The organism is Pseudomonas sp. R1-6 (genome assembly GCF_051132115.1).
Taxonomy (GTDB): domain Bacteria; phylum Pseudomonadota; class Gammaproteobacteria; order Pseudomonadales; family Pseudomonadaceae; genus Aquipseudomonas.
In genome coordinates this window covers 83972-99848 of record NZ_CP071662.1, presented here as the reverse complement: position 1 = coordinate 99848, position 15877 = coordinate 83972, and the positions used below count along the sequence as shown (strand labels likewise).

Genomic DNA, 15877 nt, shown 5'->3' with positions numbered 1-15877 from the left:
GGCGTCGGTTAAAAAGCCGTGAGCGGGACGTCAATGTGGCGTGAAGGCTCGATGTTGTTCAAGGAAGCTTGCTCCCGCTCGGTAGCGCAGCGACCGCTGGATTGTGGGGCCGCTTCGCCCGAAGCGTCGGACCGGCCCAGCGGGAGCAAGCCTCCACAAGCGCAATCTGAACGCCGAAGGTCATTTAGTCTTGGCCACTTTCCATGCACCGTCCATCTTGCCGTCGCCAGTCATGTCTCCGGCCTTCTTGTCCATTACGAAGGTGTACAGTGGTTTACCCTTGTAGGCCCACTGCATCGAGTCATCGTCACGCTTGATCACGGTCCAGTCCCCCTTGGATTCATCTCCTTTCTCGGCCATCAGCGGCGGCCAATTAACCGCGCACTGGCCATTGCATGCGGACTTGCCGGCCGAGTCCTTGGCAAAGGTATAAAGGGTCATACCCTTGTGGTCAGTGAACATGCCATCCTCCTCCATTGCAGGCTCGGCAGCCATCGCCAATCCAGGCAGAACCAGGGCAGCAGATATCAGCAGGGCTTTGAGAGAAACATTCACGCGCGTCATGGAAACCTTCCTTTGCAGTTGTCAGGATTCGGACTCAAAGCGTAGTCCAGAATCCCCTTTGCTGCCGCCTCAGGAAATAACTGTCACACGACTGCAATAATTCCGTTATCTAATGCGGCGCAAGACAGTTAAATGACAAGAGGATTAACCCATGGTTGGCAGGAGCATTCTGATCGTCGACGACGAGGCGCCCATTCGCGAGATGATCGCCGTTGCGTTGGAGATGGCCGGCTATGACTGCATGGAAGCAGAGAACTCCCAACAGGCCCACGCCATCATCGTCGACCGCAAGCCGGACCTGATTTTGCTGGACTGGATGCTGCCCGGCACGTCTGGCATCGAATTGGCGCGGCGCCTCAAGCGCGATGAGCTGACCGGCGACATTCCGATCATCATGCTCACCGCCAAGGGCGAAGAGGACAACAAGATCCAGGGCCTGGAAGTCGGCGCCGACGACTACATCACCAAGCCGTTTTCCCCTCGGGAACTGGTGGCGCGCCTCAAGGCCGTGCTGCGTCGTGCCGGGCCGACGGATGGCGAAGCGCCCATCGAAGTCGGCGGCCTGTTGCTCGACCCGATCAGCCACCGGGTGACCATCGACGGCAAGCCCGCCGAGATGGGCCCGACCGAATACCGCCTGCTGCAATTCTTCATGACTCACCAGGAGCGCGCCTACACCCGCGGGCAGCTGCTGGACCAGGTCTGGGGCGGCAACGTGTACGTCGAGGAACGCACCGTGGACGTACACATCCGGCGCCTGCGCAAGGCCCTCGGCGATGCCTACGAGAATCTGGTACAAACCGTGCGCGGCACCGGGTATCGTTTCTCGACAAAGGCCTGATACGAGCCCTTACCGCCCGACAAGCTGACAAGGACGCGCGTTCACGTGAATCAAAACTGGCATGGCACCCTCATCCGCCATATGTTGTTGCTGGTTACCGGATGCCTGTTGATCGGCCTGATCACCGGATATTACGGCTGGAGCCTGGCCGTGGGGCTGGCGCTTTACCTTGCCTGGACCCTCAAGCAATTGCTGCGCCTGCATGAGTGGCTGCGCCTGCACCAACCCGACGAAGCCCCGCCCGATGGCTACGGCCTGTGGGGCGAGGTGTTCGACAGCATCTATCATCTGCAACGGCGCGACCAGCGCGTTCGTGGCCGCCTGCAAGCGGTGATCGACCGCGTCCAGGAATCCACCGCGGCGCTCAAAGACGCGGTGATCATGCTCGACAGCGAAGGCAACCTGGAGTGGTGGAACCGCGCCGCCGAAACCCTGCTGGGCCTCAAGACCCCCCAGGACAGTGGCCAACCGGTGACCAACCTGGTTCGCCATCCGCGGTTCAAGGAATATTTCGAGCAGGACAACTACGCCGAACCGCTGGAAATCCCTTCGCCCACCAACGATCGATTGCGCATCCAGCTCTACATCACCCGCTACGGCAACAACGAGCATTTGATGCTGGTGCGGGACGTGACGCGCATCCATCAGCTGGAACAGATGCGCAAGGATTTCATCGCCAACGTGTCCCACGAGCTGCGTACCCCGCTGACGGTGATCTGCGGTTACCTGGAAACCTTGCTCGACAACGTCGAGGAAGTGAACCCGCGCTGGAGCCGGGCCTTGCAGCAGATGCAGCAACAAGGCGGGCGCATGCAGACCTTGCTCAACGATTTGCTGCTGCTGGCGAAACTGGAAGCCACCGATTACCCGTCGGACAACCAGCCGGTACCCATCGACGAACTTCTGCAGATCATCGTCGAGGATGCACAGGAACTGTCCGGCCCCAAGCAACAGGCCATCACCCTCGAAGCCGACCCGGCCGTCCAGCTCAAAGGCAGCGAGGCGGAACTGCGCAGCGCGTTTTCCAACCTGGTGTTCAACGCGGTCAAGTACACGCCCGAACAAGGACGGATCCACGTCCGCTGGTGGGGCGATGAACAGGGCGCGCACCTGAGCGTGCGCGATTCCGGTATCGGCATCGACAGCAAGCACCTGCCGCGCCTGACCGAACGCTTCTACCGGGTCGACTCCAGCCGCAACTCCAACACCGGCGGCACGGGGCTGGGACTGGCCATCGTCAAACACGTCTTGCTGCGCCACCGTGCACGCATGGAAATCAGCAGCGTGCCCGGTCACGGCAGCACCTTCACCTGCCATTTCGCTCCAGCACAGGTGGTTCGGGCGCGCCTTCCCAACCGCGACGAGTGACGCCGACCAGCCCTTCCCTCTAGGCAATCGCCAAGTCAGCCGCTACATTGGCTGACTTATGCCTGCCTTTTCAGGCACTGATTTCGAACCTTACGCACTTACGGAACCTGCAAAACTCCATCATGGACCCTTCCCCTGGCTTGTCCCTCGTTACGCTCTTCGCCGAATTCGGCATGATTCTCTTTGCTTTGATCCTGGTCCTGCTCAACGGATTTTTCGTTGCGGCGGAGTTCGCCATGGTCAAGCTGCGCTCGACCCGGGTCGAGGCCATCGCCGAGCAGCATGGCTGGCGTGGGCATATCCTGCGCACTGTCCATAGCCAGCTCGACGCCTACCTGTCGGCTTGCCAGCTGGGTATTACCCTCGCCTCCCTGGGCCTGGGCTGGGTCGGTGAGCCGGCGTTCGCCCATATCCTCGAGCCGTTGCTGGGCGCGATCGGCGTCGAGTCGCCGGAAGTGATCAAGGGCGTGTCGTTCTTCACTGCGTTCTTCATCATTTCCTACCTGCACATCGTGGTCGGCGAGCTGGCGCCCAAATCCTGGGCGATTCGCAAACCCGAGCTGCTGTCCTTGTGGACGGCCGCGCCGTTGTACCTGTTCTATTGGGCCATGTACCCGGCGATCTACCTGCTCAATGCCAGCGCCAACGCCATCCTGCGCATCGCCGGCCAAGGCGAGCCCGGGCCTCATCATGAACACCACTACAGCCGCGAAGAGTTGAAGCTGATCCTGCACTCCAGCCGTGGCCAGGACCCAAGCGACCAAGGCATGCGCGTGCTGGCTTCCGCCGTGGAAATGGGCGAGCTGGAAGTGGTGGACTGGGCCAACTCCCGGGAAGACCTGGTGACGCTGGAGTTCAACGCGCCGCTCAAGGAAATCCTGGCGATGTTCCGCCGCCACAAGTTCAGCCGTTATCCGGTGTACGACAGCGAGCGCCAGGAGTTCGTCGGCCTGCTGCACATCAAGGACCTGCTGCTGGAACTGGCGGCCCTGGATCACATTCCCGAATCGTTCAACCTGGCCGAACTGACCCGGCCATTGGAGCGCGTGTCGCGGCACATGCCGTTGTCGCAATTACTGGAACAATTCCGCAAGGGCGGCTCGCACTTCGCCGTGGTCGAAGAGGCCGATGGCAACATCATCGGCTACCTGACCATGGAAGACGTGCTGGAAGTGCTGGTGGGCGACATTCAGGACGAACACCGCAAGGCCGAGCGCGGCATCCTGGCCTACCAGCCGGGCAAGCTGCTGGTGCGCGGCGACACGCCACTGTTCAAGGTCGAACGCCTGTTGGGGATCGACCTGGACCACATCGAGGCCGAGACCCTGGCCGGGCTGGTCTATGAAACCCTCAAGCGCGTGCCGGAAGAGGAAGAAGTGCTGGAAGTCGAAGGCCTGCGGATCATCATCAAGAAGATGAAGGGGCCCAAGATCATCCTGGCGAAGGTGTTGATGCTCGATTGACCGTCCCGGCGGGCCTCCTGTGGCGAGGGAGCTTGCTCCCGCTCGGCCGGTCCGACGCTTCGGGCGCAGCAGTCGTCGCTTTTGGCGCCGCTTCGCGGCCCAGCGGGAGCAAGCTCCCTCGCCACGAAAAGCCCCCGCGAACGTCTACTGCTTACCCACCGCAAAATTGGGCAGGTCGCCCACCGGTTGGTTGAACTGGTAGGGAATCGACACCAGCCCCAACCCGGTATTGCGCTGTACCACGAAATGCAGGTGCGGGCCGGAGCTGTTGCCGGTGTTTCCCGAGAGCGCCAACGGCGTACCGACCGCCACCCGCTGCCCTTCCCGTACGCTCACCGAGCCCTTTTGCAGGTGCAGATAGACGCCCATGGTCCCGTCGTCATGCAGCACGCGCACGAAGTTGCCGGAAGGGTCGGTGCCGCGTCCGGTCTGCGAGTTTTCGGTCTTGACCACCACGCCGCCCCGCGCCGCGATGATCGGCGTGCCCTCGGGCATCGCGATGTCCATGGCGTAGCGGTTCTTGGGACCGTAGTGGCTGTATTGGCCATTGGCACCCTGGCTCAATCGAAACGGCCCGCCGACCCAGGGCAGCGGGTAGCGATACGCCTGCGCGGTGCCTGCCGGGTCGCCCAGGGAATATTCGAACCTTGGGGTGTACACGAGGGGCCTGCCGGGCCGGGTGGCGGTGAGCAGCGCCAGGCGCAGGTTGCTGCGCGCCGGCATCACCCGACGAATCGGCCGGCTCGGCGCCCCGCTGACGTTGCGCAACCCGACGAAACTCAGCTCGATCTCGACGGGCGCATACAGGTCATTGCGCACGTAAACCGCGTCCGCGCCCTTCTGCTTCTTGATATCGAGGAACACCTGCCGCTCCAGGCGTTCGACCATCCGATCACGGAACACGAACACCTGGGCGCCTTTGCTGGGGCGGTCGCTATAGGAAACCACGCCATTGGCATCGGTGGATTTGTAGATGGTCATGGCCAGGGCCGGGGTGGCGGCCAGGACGAGACCACAGGCGAACAACAACGGCACGAGCATGGGCAAGAATTCTGTCGAAATGAAGGCCTGCAAAGCAGCCTAGCAGCTGGGATGGACCAGCGTAGTCGGCAGATGTTTCAAAAATGGATCAGCGGTCGGTGTTGGAGCTGATGGCCTCTTCGCGAGCAGGCTCGCTCCCACAAGGGATCTGCTGCGGACACAAATTTTGTGACAAACACAGATCAGTGTGGGAGCGAGCTTGCTCCGGGCGGCGATCCGACGAAAGCGGACTGAGGGGCGCCGCCGTATCAGGCGCCCGGTACGAAGTGCTTCTGGGCGGTGCCGCGGGCGATCAGGCGGGAGATGTAGTCGAGTTTCTGCGGGTCTTTGTCGACGAAGCGGAAGGTCAGTTGCAACCATTCGCTGTCGGGCGTCTGCTCATGGGCGACGATGGCGTGCAGGTAGCCGTTCAGACGAGCGGTCTCGGCGTTGTCGCCCTGTTCCATATCCAGTACCGAGCTTTCCAGCACTTGCGGCAGCGTATCGGTGCGCTTGACCACCAGCAGCGCTTCCTTGAGGCTCAGGGCCTTGATCACGCATTGCTGGGTGCCGCTGGACAGGCGCAACTGGCCTTGGCCACGGTTGGTCGGCGAAGTGGTGGCGGCCGGTGCCTTGACCGGCGGGCTGTTGAGCAAACCACGGGCTGGAGCAGCTGGGGCGGGCACAGGGGCGGCGGGGGCCGACGCAACAGCCGCCGTCGGGGGCTTGCCACCGGTCAGGGCGCTGAGGGAGTCATTGCCAAACGCCGAGTTCATCTTGGTCGGCGCGCTGTTCATGAGGGTGTCGAGCTTACCGACCTTGTTCAGGGCCTGTTTGACCTTGGTCAGCAGCTGTTCATTGGTGAAAGGCTTGCTGACGTAGCCAGATACGCCGGCCTGGATGGCCTGGACCACGTTCTCCTTGTCGCCACGGCTGGTCACCATCACGAAGGGCATGCCTTTGAGGTTGTCCTGCTGGCGGCACCAGGTCAACAGTTCCAGGCCGGACATCTCCGGCATTTCCCAGTCGCACAGCACCAGGTCGAACGCTTCACGGGCCAGCAGGGCCTGGGCTTTCTTGCCGTTCACCGCATCTTCGATGCGGATACCTGGGAAGTAGTTGCGCAGGCACTTCTTCACCAAGTCACGAATGAACGAAGCATCGTCCACGACCAACACACTGACCTTACTCATCCAGATACACCTCTAAAAAATCCCGGCAAGCATACCGCCTTACTGATGGCATATTGCCAAAAAGCTTCAGTCACGCCGGGACTTTTCGTTCGCGGGGTGCTGCTTTCGACTAAAAAAAGCGCAAAAAAAAGCCCGACCAGAAGGCCGGGCGCTTTTCTTGGCAATCTTACTTATCGTCAGTTTCACCGGGAACATTAGCGGTTTCGGACGGGGTGCCCTCCACTTCTTCCTTCATCCGCTTGAGCCCCATGTGGCGCACATCGGTGCCACGCACCAGGTAGATGACCAATTCGGAGATGTTGCGCGCATGATCGCCGATACGCTCCAGGGAACGCAGCACCCAGATGATGCTCAACACCCGCGAGATAGAGCGTGGGTCTTCCATCATGTAGGTCGCCAGTTCACGAAGGGCGGTCTTGTATTCGCGGTCGATGATCTTGTCGTACTGCGCCACCGACAGCGCCAGGTCGGCGTCGAAACGGGCAAAGGCGTCCAGCGCGTCGCGGACCATGTTGCGCACCTGGTCGCCAATGTGCCGAACCTCGACGTAACCGCGCGGGGCTTCGCCTTCTTCGCACAATTGGATGGCACGACGGGCGATCTTGGTGGCTTCGTCGCCGATCCGCTCAAGGTCGATCACCGACTTGGAGATGCTGATGATCAGGCGCAGGTCGGAAGCGGCCGGCTGGCGACGGGCAAGGATGCGCAGGCACTCTTCGTCGATGTTGCGTTCCATCTGGTTGATCTGGTCATCGATCTCGCGCACCTGCTGGGCCAGGCCGGAATCAGCCTCGATCAGCGCGGTCACCGCGTCGTTGACCTGCTTTTCCACCAGCCCGCCCATCGCCAGCAGGTGGCTGCGCACCTCTTCAAGCTCGGCGTTGAATTGCGCGGAAATGTGATGAGTGAGGCCTTCCTTCGAAATCATGGTTTTGCTCCGCAAAAGCTGTGAGCTGCAAGCTTCAAGCTGCAAGCTGATGTGTGTCGTTACTCGGATCGCTTTTTACTTGCCGCTTGCAGCTTGACGCTTGCGGCTCTAGGGCTAGCCATAGCGACCTGTGATGTAGTCCTCGGTCTGCTTCATGGCCGGATTGGTAAACAAGGTATCGGTGTCACCGAACTCCACCAGCTTGCCCATGTACATGAACGCGGTGTAGTCGGACACACGCGCCGCCTGCTGCATGTTGTGGGTCACGATGACGATGGTGAACTTGGACTTGAGCTCGTAGATCAGCTCCTCGACCTTCAGTGTCGAGATCGGGTCCAGTGCCGAGCAAGGTTCGTCGAGCAGCAGGACTTCCGGCTCCACCGCGATGGTGCGGGCGATGACCAGACGTTGCTGCTGACCGCCGGACAGGCCCAGGGCCGAGTCGTGCAGGCGATCCTTGACCTCGTCCCACAGCGCCGCGCCCTTGAGGGCCCATTCCACGGCTTCGTCGAGGACCCGCTTCTTGTTGATGCCCTGGATGCGCAGGCCGTAGACCACGTTCTCGTAGATGGTTTTCGGGAACGGGTTGGGCTTCTGGAACACCATGCCAACGCGGCGGCGCAGCTCGGCCACGTCTTCGCCCTTGCGGTAGATGTTGTTGCCGTAGAGGTTGATCTCGCCTTCGACGCGGCAACCGTCCACCAGGTCGTTCATGCGGTTGAAGGTGCGCAGCAAGGTCGACTTGCCGCAGCCCGACGGGCCGATGAACGCGGTGACGCGCTGTTTCGGGATGTTCAGGCTGACGTCGTACAACGCCTGCTTCTGGCCGTAGAACAGGTTCAGGCCGGGCACTTCGATGGCGACGGTTTCCTGAGCCAGGTTCAAGCTCTGCTTGTCGCGGCCCAGGGCCGACATGTTGATGCCGTGTGTGTGTGCTTCGTGTTGCATGGGAGGCTCCCTGTGCTAACAAATTCGGTTCGGTTGGCCAATGAGTGGCCAGGCCAATCTGTGTATGGGTGGGAGCGAGCCTGCTCGCGATTCAGGCGACTCGGTCTGATTTTAGAACCGAGGTGATGCCATCGCGAGCAGGCTCGCTCCCACAGGAAATCAACGTGTAATCAACTATCCAGTGCTTTGTACTTTTCGCGCAGGTGGTTACGGATCCACACCGCCGACAGGTTCAGGATCGCGATCACCAGCACCAACAGCAGCGCCGTGGCGTAGACCAGCGGGCGGGCTGCCTCGACGTTCGGGCTCTGGAAGCCGACGTCATAGATATGGAAGCCCAGGTGCATGATCTTCTGGTCCAGGTGCAGGTACGGGTAGTTGCCATCCAGCGGCAGCGACGGCGCCAGTTTCACCACACCCACCAACATCAACGGCGCAACTTCGCCAGCGGCACGGGCCACCGCGAGGATCATGCCGGTCATCATCGCCGGGCTCGCCATCGGCAGGACGATTTTCCACAGGGTCTCGGCCTTGGTCGCGCCGAGGGCCAAAGAGCCTTCGCGCACGGTACGTGGAATCCTTGCAAGACCTTCTTCGGTGGCGACGATTACCACCGGCACCGCCAGCAACGCCAGGGTCAACGATGCCCAGAGCAGGCCTGGGGTACCGAAAGTCGGCGCCGGCAAGGCTTCGGGGAAGAACAGTCGGTCAACCGAACCGCCCAGCACGTAGACGAAGAAGCCCAGGCCGAACACGCCGTAGACGATGGCCGGGACACCGGCGAGGTTGTTCACCGCAATGCGGATCAGACGGGTCATCGTCCCCTGGCGCGCGTATTCACGCAGGTAAACCGCCGCCAGCACGCCGAACGGCGTCACGATCATTGCCATGATGAGGGTCATCATCACGGTGCCGAAAATCGCCGGGAAGATACCGCCTTCGGTGTTGGCTTCACGCGGATCGTCGCTGAGGAATTCCCAGACCTTGCTGAAATAGAAACCCAGCTTGGTGAGCGTGCCCATGCCGTTTGGCTGGTAGGCATGCACCACTTTGCCGATTTCGATTTCCACTTCCTTGCCGTTGGCATCGCGGGCCGTCAGGCTGTCGCGATTGAACTGGCCATGCAGGTCGGCCAGGCGCGCCTCGATGTCCTTGTAGCGAGCGTTGAGTTCGGCGCGTTCGCTTTCCAGATCGGCCTGGGCGGCGGCGTCGAGCTTGCCGTCCAGCTCCAGCTTGCGACCGTGCAGGCGGATGCGCTCCAGGCCAGCGTTGATCGCGCCGATGTCGGTTTTTTCCAGGGTCTTGAGCTCGTCGGCCAGTTGGTTGACCCGCTCGATACGCGCCTGCAACTGCGGCCACGCCGCTTCGCCCTCGGCGATGACCTTGCCTTGTTCCTTGACGTTGACCAGGTAGCCGTAGAAATTGCCCCACTCGCGGCGTTCAAGGGCCATCAGCTCCGGTGGTGTGGTCTGGTTGGTCAGCCAGTCGCCGACGATCCAGGTGAAGTCGGTGCCGTTGAGGTCACGGTTGCCGACCTTGACCAATTCACGGGTCATGAACTCAGGGCCTTCGTCCGGCACCGGCAGGCCAGCACTTTTCAGGCGCTCGCGAGGCACTTCTTCTTTCTGTACGACTTCGCCTACCACCAGGTGCGCAGGCATGCCCGGCACGTTGTAATTGGCGTGGATCAGGTCCGCCGGCCAGAAGTGGCCGAGGCCGCGCACGGCAATCACCGCCAGCAGGCCAATGGTCATGATGACCGCGATGGACACCGCGCCACCGCTGATCCAGACGCCAGGGGCGCCGCTCTTGAACCATCCTTTCAGGGAGTTCTGTTTCACAGACTTCTACCTTTCTTAAAGCGACGAATATTTCTTGCGCAGACGCTGACGGATCAGCTCGGCGAGGGTGTTCATGACGAAGGTGAACAACAGCAGCACCAAGGCCGACAGGAACAGCACGCGGTAATGGCTGCCCCCGACTTCGGACTCAGGCATTTCAACCGCCACGTTGGCCGCCAGGGTGCGCAGGCCTTCGAACAGGTTCATCTCCATGACCGGCGTGTTACCGGTGGCCATCAGCACGATCATGGTCTCGCCCACCGCGCGACCCATGCCGATCATCAGCGCCGAAAAGATGCCCGGGCTGGCGGTGAGGATCACCACGCGAGTCATGGTCTGCCACGGCGTGGCGCCGAGGGCCAGAGAGCCCAGGGTCAGGCCGCGCGGCACGCTGAACACGGCGTCTTCGGCAATCGAGTAGATGTTCGGGATGACAGCGAAGCCCATCGCCAGGCCCACCACCAAGGCGTTGCGCTGGTCGTAGGTGATGCCCAGGTCATGGGAAATCCACATGCGCATGTCGCCGCCGAAGAACCAGGCTTCAAGGTACGGGCTCATGTACAGCGAGAGCCAACCCACGAACAGGATCACAGGGATCAACAGCGCGCTTTCCCAGCCATCCGGCACCCGCAGGCGAATGGATTCCGGCAGGCGGCTGAAGACGAAGCCGGCGACGAGGATGCCGATCGGCAGCAACATCAGCAGGCTGAAGATGCCCGGCAGGTGCCCTTCGACGTACGGCGCCAGAAACAGGCCGGCGAAGAAGCCGAGGATCACCGTCGGCATCGCTTCCATCAGCTCGATCACCGGTTTGACCTTGCGGCGCATGCCCGGCGCCATGAAGTAGGCAGTGTAGATCGCGGCGGCAACCGCCAGCGGCGCGGCCAGCAGCATCGCGTAGAACGCGGCCTTCAAGGTGCCGAAGGTCAGCGGCGAAAGGCTCAGCTTGGGTTCGAAGTCGGTGTTGGCGGCGGTCGATTGCCAGACGTATTTGGGTTCGTCGTAGTTTTCGTACCAGACCTTGCTCCACAACGCACTCCAGGACACTTCCGGGTGTGGGTTATCCAGCATCAACGGTTGCAGCTTGCCGCCCTGCTCCACGATCAGGCGGTTGGCCCGTGGGGACATGCCGAACAGACCTTGGCCGTCGACTACCTGGTCCACCAGCAAGGTGCGGTGGGCGGTGCTGTGGAACACGCCGAGCTTGCCGGCGGTGTCGAGGGCCACGAAACCCTTGCGGCGTTCCTCGGCGCTGATCTCGACGATAGGCGCGCTGCCCATCTGGAAAGTACGAATCTGTTTGAAGCGCGATTCACCGTCCGGATCGCGAGCCATGAACCACTGGGCCAGGCCACCCTTGGAGTCGCCGATGATCAGCGAAATTCCCCCTACCAACTGGGCGGCCGCCGTGACTTGGGCATCGGCGTTCTCCAGCAGCTTGTAGCGACCGTTCAGGCTCTTTTCCCGCAGGCTGAACACGTCGGCCTGGGCGCGACCGTTGACCACGTACAACCACTGCTGGCGCGGGTCGACGAAAATGTTCTTCACCGGCTCGGTCATATGCGGCAGGTCGATACGCGTCTGCTCGCTGGTGATTTCGCCGGTCATCATGTTTTCTTCGCTGGTCAGCGACAGCACATACAGCTGCGCGCCACTGGAGCCGGCCAGCAGCAGCGTCGAATCGGTGGCGTTGAGGCTGACGTGTTCCAAAGCCGCGCCCTGCTCGTTCAGCGCGATCGGCGCCTCGCCGTACGGGTATTCGATCGCGGGCGAAATGGTTTTCTTGCCATCGGGGTAACTGACTTTATAAGTGTGGCGGAACACCAGGGCCTGGCCGTTGGACAGGCCGATCGCCACCAATGGGCTGCCGGGCTGGTCTTCACCAATGGACGTCACACTGACGCCGGCCGGAACCGGCAGGTCGACGCGGCGCAGTTCGGCACCGCTGTCGAGGTTGTAGAACAGCGCCTGGCCCTTGTCGGAGACCCGCATGGCCACTTGGTTCTGCTCTTCGATGGCGATCATCAGCGGCTTGCCGGCGTCTTGCATCCAGGCTGGGGTGATCGAATCCTTGGCGGTCAGGTCCGCGCCCTGGAACAGGGGCAGCACCACGTAGGCGAGGAAAAAGAAAATCAGGGTAATGGCCGCCAGGACGGCGAGGCCGCCCACCAGCACGTACCAGCGGGTCAGGCGATCCTTGAGCGCACGAATGCGGCGCTTGCGTTGCAGCTCAGGCGTATTGAAGTCAATGCGCTTGGGGGGGGAAGTCGTAGTCATTGTGGAGTTGGCCAGATCATTCATGCGCACACCCTAGCGATCCTGTATGACAGAAAGATGACAGTGAAGTGACGCAACAAATCCGCCGCCAGCTAGAAGCGGCAGCGGATGGGAAAATTGGGCGGTGGCAGTGGTCTGCACTCCCACCGCAGCCCGGGCGTTGGCCCGGGCTCAGGTGTTACTGCTTGGCGACGTTGCCGCCTTCCTGCAGGCCCAGGTCAGCCAGTGCCTTGGCGGCAACTTTGGCTGGAACCGGGATGTAGCCGTCCTTGACCACGACTTCCTGGCCTTGCTTGGACAGGATCAGCTTCACGAACTCGGCTTCCAGCGGGGCCAGAGGCTTGTTCGGCGCCTTGTTGACGTAGACGTAGAGGAAACGCGACAACGGGTATTTGCCGTTCAGGGCGTTTTCTTCGGTGTCTTCGATGAATTCGCCGCCTTCTTTCTTGGCCAGGGCAACGGTTTTCACGCTGGCGGTCTTGTAGCCGATACCCGAGTAGCCGATGCCGTTAAGCGAGCTGCTGATCGACTGCACAACCGAAGCCGAACCCGGCTGCTCGTTGACGTTTGGCTTGTAGTCGCCCTTGCACAGGGCTTCTTCCTTGAAGTAGCCGTAGGTGCCGGACACCGAGTTGCGACCGAACAGCTGGACTGGCTTGTTGGCCAGGTCGCCGGTCACGCCCAGGTCGCCCCAGGTCTTGACGTCAGCCTTGGCGCCGCACAGGCGAGTCGAGGAGAAGATCGCATCGACCTGGGCCATGGTCAGGTGCTTGATCGGGTTGTCCTTGTGCACGAACACGGCCAGGGCGTCCACGGCAACCGGGATAGCGGTTGGCTTGTAGCCGTACTTCTGTTCGAAGGCCTGCAGCTCGTTGTCTTTCATCTTGCGGCTCATCGGGCCCAGGTTGGCGGTGCCTTCGGTGAGTGCGGGTGGCGCGGTGGAGGAACCGGCGGCCTGAATCTGGATGTTTACGTTCGGGTATTCTTTCTTGTAGTTCTCGGCCCACAAGGTCATCAGGTTGGCCAGGGTATCGGAGCCGACGCTGGACAGGTTGCCCGACACACCAGTGGTCTTGGTGTAGCTCGGGATCGCAGGGTCAACAGCGGCAACCGCGTTGGCAGTCGCAACGCCAGCAGCGACAAAGGTCATTGCCGCCATCAAACGCTTCAGTTTCATGCCTTACTCCTAGCAGATAGGTGTGTTAAGTCGGCCAAGTATTGGGAAGCCGTGTGAACACTCTATGGCTGAAATATGACAATTGGATGAAAGGCCAGCATTGAGGTTTGCAGGATGTTGTGGCGAAGGGATTCATTCCCTCGCCACAGGGCTGTTCGGCGCCGCTTAGCGGCCTTTCTTCCAAAGATACCCACCGATCACCATCCCGATGCCGCAGATGATCGCGACGTAATACGCCGGCCCCATCGGGCTTTCTTTCAACAGCAGGGTCACGATCATTGGCGTCAAACCGCCGAAGATTGCGTAGGCCAGGTTGTAGGAAAACGATAGCCCACTGAAGCGCACCACGGCCGGGAAGGCATTGACCATGACGTAGGGCACTGCGCCGATGGTGCCCACCAGCAAGCCACTCAAGGCGTAGAGCGGGAACAGCCACTCAGGGTGAGTGAACAGGCTGTGATAGAAGGTCCAGAACGTGATCAACAACAAACCGCTGCCAAACACGAACACCCGGCCGGCACCAAAGCGGTCGGCCAATACACCGGCGCCAATGCAACCGAAACTCAGGAATACGATTGCCAGGCTATTGGCCTGCAACGCCGTGGTCGGGCTGAAGTGGTGCACCGTCTGCAACACCGTCGGGGTCATCAGGATGACTACGATGACGCCGGCCGACAGCAGCCAAGTCAACAGCATGGAAATGACAATGGCTCCACGATGGTCGCGCAGCACGGCGCGCAACGGCACTTCTTCGGCCAAGGCCTTGCGCAATTGCAGTTCGGCAAACACCGGGGTTTCGTGCAGCCAGCGACGCAGGTACACCGAAAACAGGCCGAACACGCCGCCCAGCAGGAACGGGATTCGCCAAGCGTAATCCGCCACTTCCACCGGCGTATAAATGCTATTGATGGCGGTGGCGACCAACGAACCCAACAGAATCCCCGCCGTCAGGCCGCAGGTCAGGGTGCCGCAGGCGTAGCCGATGTGGCGCGCCGGCACGTGCTCGGAAACGAATACCCAGGCCCCCGGTACCTCGCCACCGATCGCCGCCCCCTGGATCACGCGCATCAGCAACAAGAGAATCGGCGCCCACATGCCGATCTGCGCGTAGGTCGGCAACAAACCCATGATCAGGGTCGGCACGGCCATCATGAAAATGCTCAGGGTGAACATTTTCTTGCGCCCCAGCAGGTCGCCGAAGTGAGCCATGATGATCCCGCCCAGCGGCCTGGCCAGATATCCGGCGGCAAAAATGCCAAACGTTTGCATCAGGCGCAGCCATTCGGGCATTTCAGCAGGGAAGAACAGCTTGCCGACCACGGTGGCGAAGAACACGAAAATAATGAAATCGTAGAACTCCAGCGCGCCGCCCAGGGCAGAAAGCGACAGGGTCTTGTAGTCGTTACGGGTCAGCGGACGGGCGGGTTGTGCGGGCGTCGCCGTGCTCGAAGGCGCAGTGGTCATGGCAAGGGTTTCTCTTATAGTCGGTTCTCGGCCCGACAACACTGATGAGAGCCCGGGCAGGTTCGGCACGATAGCAAATTGTTCGAAAAAGCACATAGAGGCGCGTAATTGACAGTCAAAATCAGAACCCAGTGGTCGTCTCGACGTCTATCGCCCGATATACTCGCAACCTTGCGACACTCTGTAAGGGGTTGCTGTGCGAAAACGCCGTTGGTGATGTAGTACAAGATCAGCCGGTTTCGCAGAGTTTCCCTTTGGCGCGCCTTTACGAAAAACGTGACGAACGTGGCAGTTCGGGCTGAATCGTTTTTTACAAAGACGGCTATTCACCTGAAAGACAAGACAGAGTTACGGGTCAGAGGCACCCCCGGCATGATAGAGCTCGAACAAGAAGATCCAATCCCGCAAGGCGACCTGGCCCTGCAAATCACCGCGCTTCCCCGTGATACCAACGGCTTCGGCGACATTTTCGGCGGCTGGCTGGTGTCCCAGATGGACCTGGCGGGCACTGCGATGGCCAGCAAGGTGGCGGGCGGCCGCGTGGCGACCGTTGCGATTGATCGCATGGCGTTCCTGGTACCGGTGGCGGTGGGTGCGCAGTTGTCCTTCTATACCCAGGCGTTAGAGATCGGCCGCAGCTCGATCCAGATGATGGTCGAGGTGTGGAGCGATGATCCGTTGTCCAGCGAATGGCGCAAGGTCACCGAAGCGGTGTTCGTCTTCGTCGCCATCGACGGCAGTGGCCGCACTCGCTCGGTTCCACCACGCGCCCGTTAAACGCGGGGGCCGTTTT

13 protein-coding genes are annotated in these 15877 nt (G+C 61.3%); 4 read left to right on the top strand and 9 right to left on the bottom strand.

Annotated elements, in window-relative coordinates:
* Nucleotides 1-180 precede the first annotated feature (180 nt).
* Nucleotides 181-564, bottom strand: coding sequence for a COG4315 family predicted lipoprotein (locus J3P81_RS00395; RefSeq protein WP_434561582.1), 384 nt, complete (start codon nucleotides 562-564; stop codon nucleotides 181-183).
* 151 nt (nucleotides 565-715) lie between these two features.
* Here J3P81_RS00395 and phoB point away from each other — a divergent pair, with 151 nt between their 5' ends.
* The 3 genes from phoB to J3P81_RS00380 all read left to right on the top strand — a co-directional run bounded on the left by phoB (nucleotide 716) and on the right by J3P81_RS00380 (nucleotide 4236).
* Nucleotides 716-1405 (top strand): phosphate regulon transcriptional regulator PhoB, encoded by a 690-nt coding sequence (gene phoB / locus J3P81_RS00390; protein WP_003177195.1) that lies wholly within the window; start codon nucleotides 716-718, stop codon nucleotides 1403-1405.
* An 81-nt stretch (nucleotides 1406-1486) separates the two neighbouring features.
* The gene (phoR, locus tag J3P81_RS00385) at nucleotides 1487-2773 is read left to right on the top strand and encodes a phosphate regulon sensor histidine kinase PhoR (protein WP_420767174.1); all 1287 of its coding nucleotides are present in this window, start codon (nucleotides 1487-1489) and stop codon (nucleotides 2771-2773) included.
* 122 nt (nucleotides 2774-2895) lie between these two features.
* Nucleotides 2896-4236, top strand: coding sequence for a hemolysin family protein (locus tag J3P81_RS00380; RefSeq protein ID WP_420767116.1), 1341 nt, complete (start codon nucleotides 2896-2898; stop codon nucleotides 4234-4236).
* Nucleotides 4237-4380: 144 nt separating this feature from the next.
* Here J3P81_RS00380 and J3P81_RS00375 read toward each other — a convergent pair whose 3' ends face one another.
* The 8 genes from J3P81_RS00375 to J3P81_RS00340 all read right to left on the bottom strand — a co-directional run bounded on the left by J3P81_RS00375 (nucleotide 4381) and on the right by J3P81_RS00340 (nucleotide 15084).
* A complete protein-coding gene (locus tag J3P81_RS00375; RefSeq protein WP_420767115.1) occupies nucleotides 4381-5277 on the bottom strand; it encodes a peptidoglycan DD-metalloendopeptidase family protein in 897 nt (298 codons plus the stop codon).
* Between the two features lie 248 nt (nucleotides 5278-5525).
* The gene (locus tag J3P81_RS00370) at nucleotides 5526-6449 is read right to left on the bottom strand and encodes a response regulator (RefSeq protein ID WP_420767114.1); all 924 of its coding nucleotides are present in this window, start codon (nucleotides 6447-6449) and stop codon (nucleotides 5526-5528) included.
* Between the two features lie 166 nt (nucleotides 6450-6615).
* Entirely contained in the window at nucleotides 6616-7377 is a 762-nt protein-coding gene (gene phoU, locus J3P81_RS00365; protein ID WP_030139132.1) for a phosphate signaling complex protein PhoU, read from the bottom strand.
* A gap of 114 nt (nucleotides 7378-7491) precedes the next feature.
* Nucleotides 7492-8325 carry a phosphate ABC transporter ATP-binding protein PstB gene (gene pstB / locus J3P81_RS00360; RefSeq protein WP_420767113.1) on the bottom strand — a complete coding sequence of 278 codons (834 nt, stop codon included), beginning with the start codon at nucleotides 8323-8325 and terminating at the stop codon, nucleotides 7492-7494.
* A gap of 170 nt (nucleotides 8326-8495) precedes the next feature.
* A complete protein-coding gene (gene pstA, locus J3P81_RS00355; protein ID WP_420767112.1) occupies nucleotides 8496-10166 on the bottom strand; it encodes a phosphate ABC transporter permease PstA in 1671 nt (556 codons plus the stop codon).
* Between the two features lie 15 nt (nucleotides 10167-10181).
* Nucleotides 10182-12215 carry an ABC transporter permease subunit gene (locus J3P81_RS00350; protein ID WP_434564173.1) on the bottom strand — a complete coding sequence of 678 codons (2034 nt, stop codon included), beginning with the start codon at nucleotides 12213-12215 and terminating at the stop codon, nucleotides 10182-10184.
* A 406-nt stretch (nucleotides 12216-12621) separates the two neighbouring features.
* A complete protein-coding gene (locus tag J3P81_RS00345; RefSeq protein ID WP_053127032.1) occupies nucleotides 12622-13620 on the bottom strand; it encodes a phosphate ABC transporter substrate-binding protein PstS in 999 nt (332 codons plus the stop codon).
* Nucleotides 13621-13785: 165 nt separating this feature from the next.
* Entirely contained in the window at nucleotides 13786-15084 is a 1299-nt protein-coding gene (locus J3P81_RS00340; RefSeq protein WP_420767109.1) for an MFS transporter, read from the bottom strand.
* Between the two features lie 372 nt (nucleotides 15085-15456).
* On the opposite strand from J3P81_RS00340, the gene J3P81_RS00335 reads away from it, so the two are divergent.
* The gene (locus tag J3P81_RS00335; RefSeq protein WP_030139126.1) at nucleotides 15457-15861 is read left to right on the top strand and encodes an acyl-CoA thioesterase; all 405 of its coding nucleotides are present in this window, start codon (nucleotides 15457-15459) and stop codon (nucleotides 15859-15861) included.
* Nucleotides 15862-15877: the final 16 nt, after the last annotated feature.

Coding starts and splice junctions, on each gene's coding strand:
- J3P81_RS00395 (WP_434561582.1), bottom strand. CDS start 564: ATGACGCGCGTGAATGTTTCTCTCAAAGCCCTGCTGATATCTGCTGCC.
- phoB (WP_003177195.1), top strand. CDS start 716: ATGGTTGGCAGGAGCATTCTGATCGTCGACGACGAGGCGCCCATTCGC.
- phoR (WP_420767174.1), top strand. CDS start 1,487: ATGTTGTTGCTGGTTACCGGATGCCTGTTGATCGGCCTGATCACCGGA.
- J3P81_RS00380 (WP_420767116.1), top strand. CDS start 2,896: ATGGACCCTTCCCCTGGCTTGTCCCTCGTTACGCTCTTCGCCGAATTC.
- J3P81_RS00375 (WP_420767115.1), bottom strand. CDS start 5,277: ATGCTCGTGCCGTTGTTGTTCGCCTGTGGTCTCGTCCTGGCCGCCACC.
- J3P81_RS00370 (WP_420767114.1), bottom strand. CDS start 6,449: ATGAGTAAGGTCAGTGTGTTGGTCGTGGACGATGCTTCGTTCATTCGT.
- phoU (WP_030139132.1), bottom strand. CDS start 7,377: ATGATTTCGAAGGAAGGCCTCACTCATCACATTTCCGCGCAATTCAAC.
- pstB (WP_420767113.1), bottom strand. CDS start 8,325: ATGCAACACGAAGCACACACACACGGCATCAACATGTCGGCCCTGGGC.
- J3P81_RS00350 (WP_434564173.1), bottom strand. CDS start 12,215: ATGCAAGACGCCGGCAAGCCGCTGATGATCGCCATCGAAGAGCAGAAC.
- J3P81_RS00345 (WP_053127032.1), bottom strand. CDS start 13,620: ATGAAACTGAAGCGTTTGATGGCGGCAATGACCTTTGTCGCTGCTGGC.
- J3P81_RS00340 (WP_420767109.1), bottom strand. CDS start 15,084: ATGACCACTGCGCCTTCGAGCACGGCGACGCCCGCACAACCCGCCCGT.
- J3P81_RS00335 (WP_030139126.1), top strand. CDS start 15,457: ATGATAGAGCTCGAACAAGAAGATCCAATCCCGCAAGGCGACCTGGCC.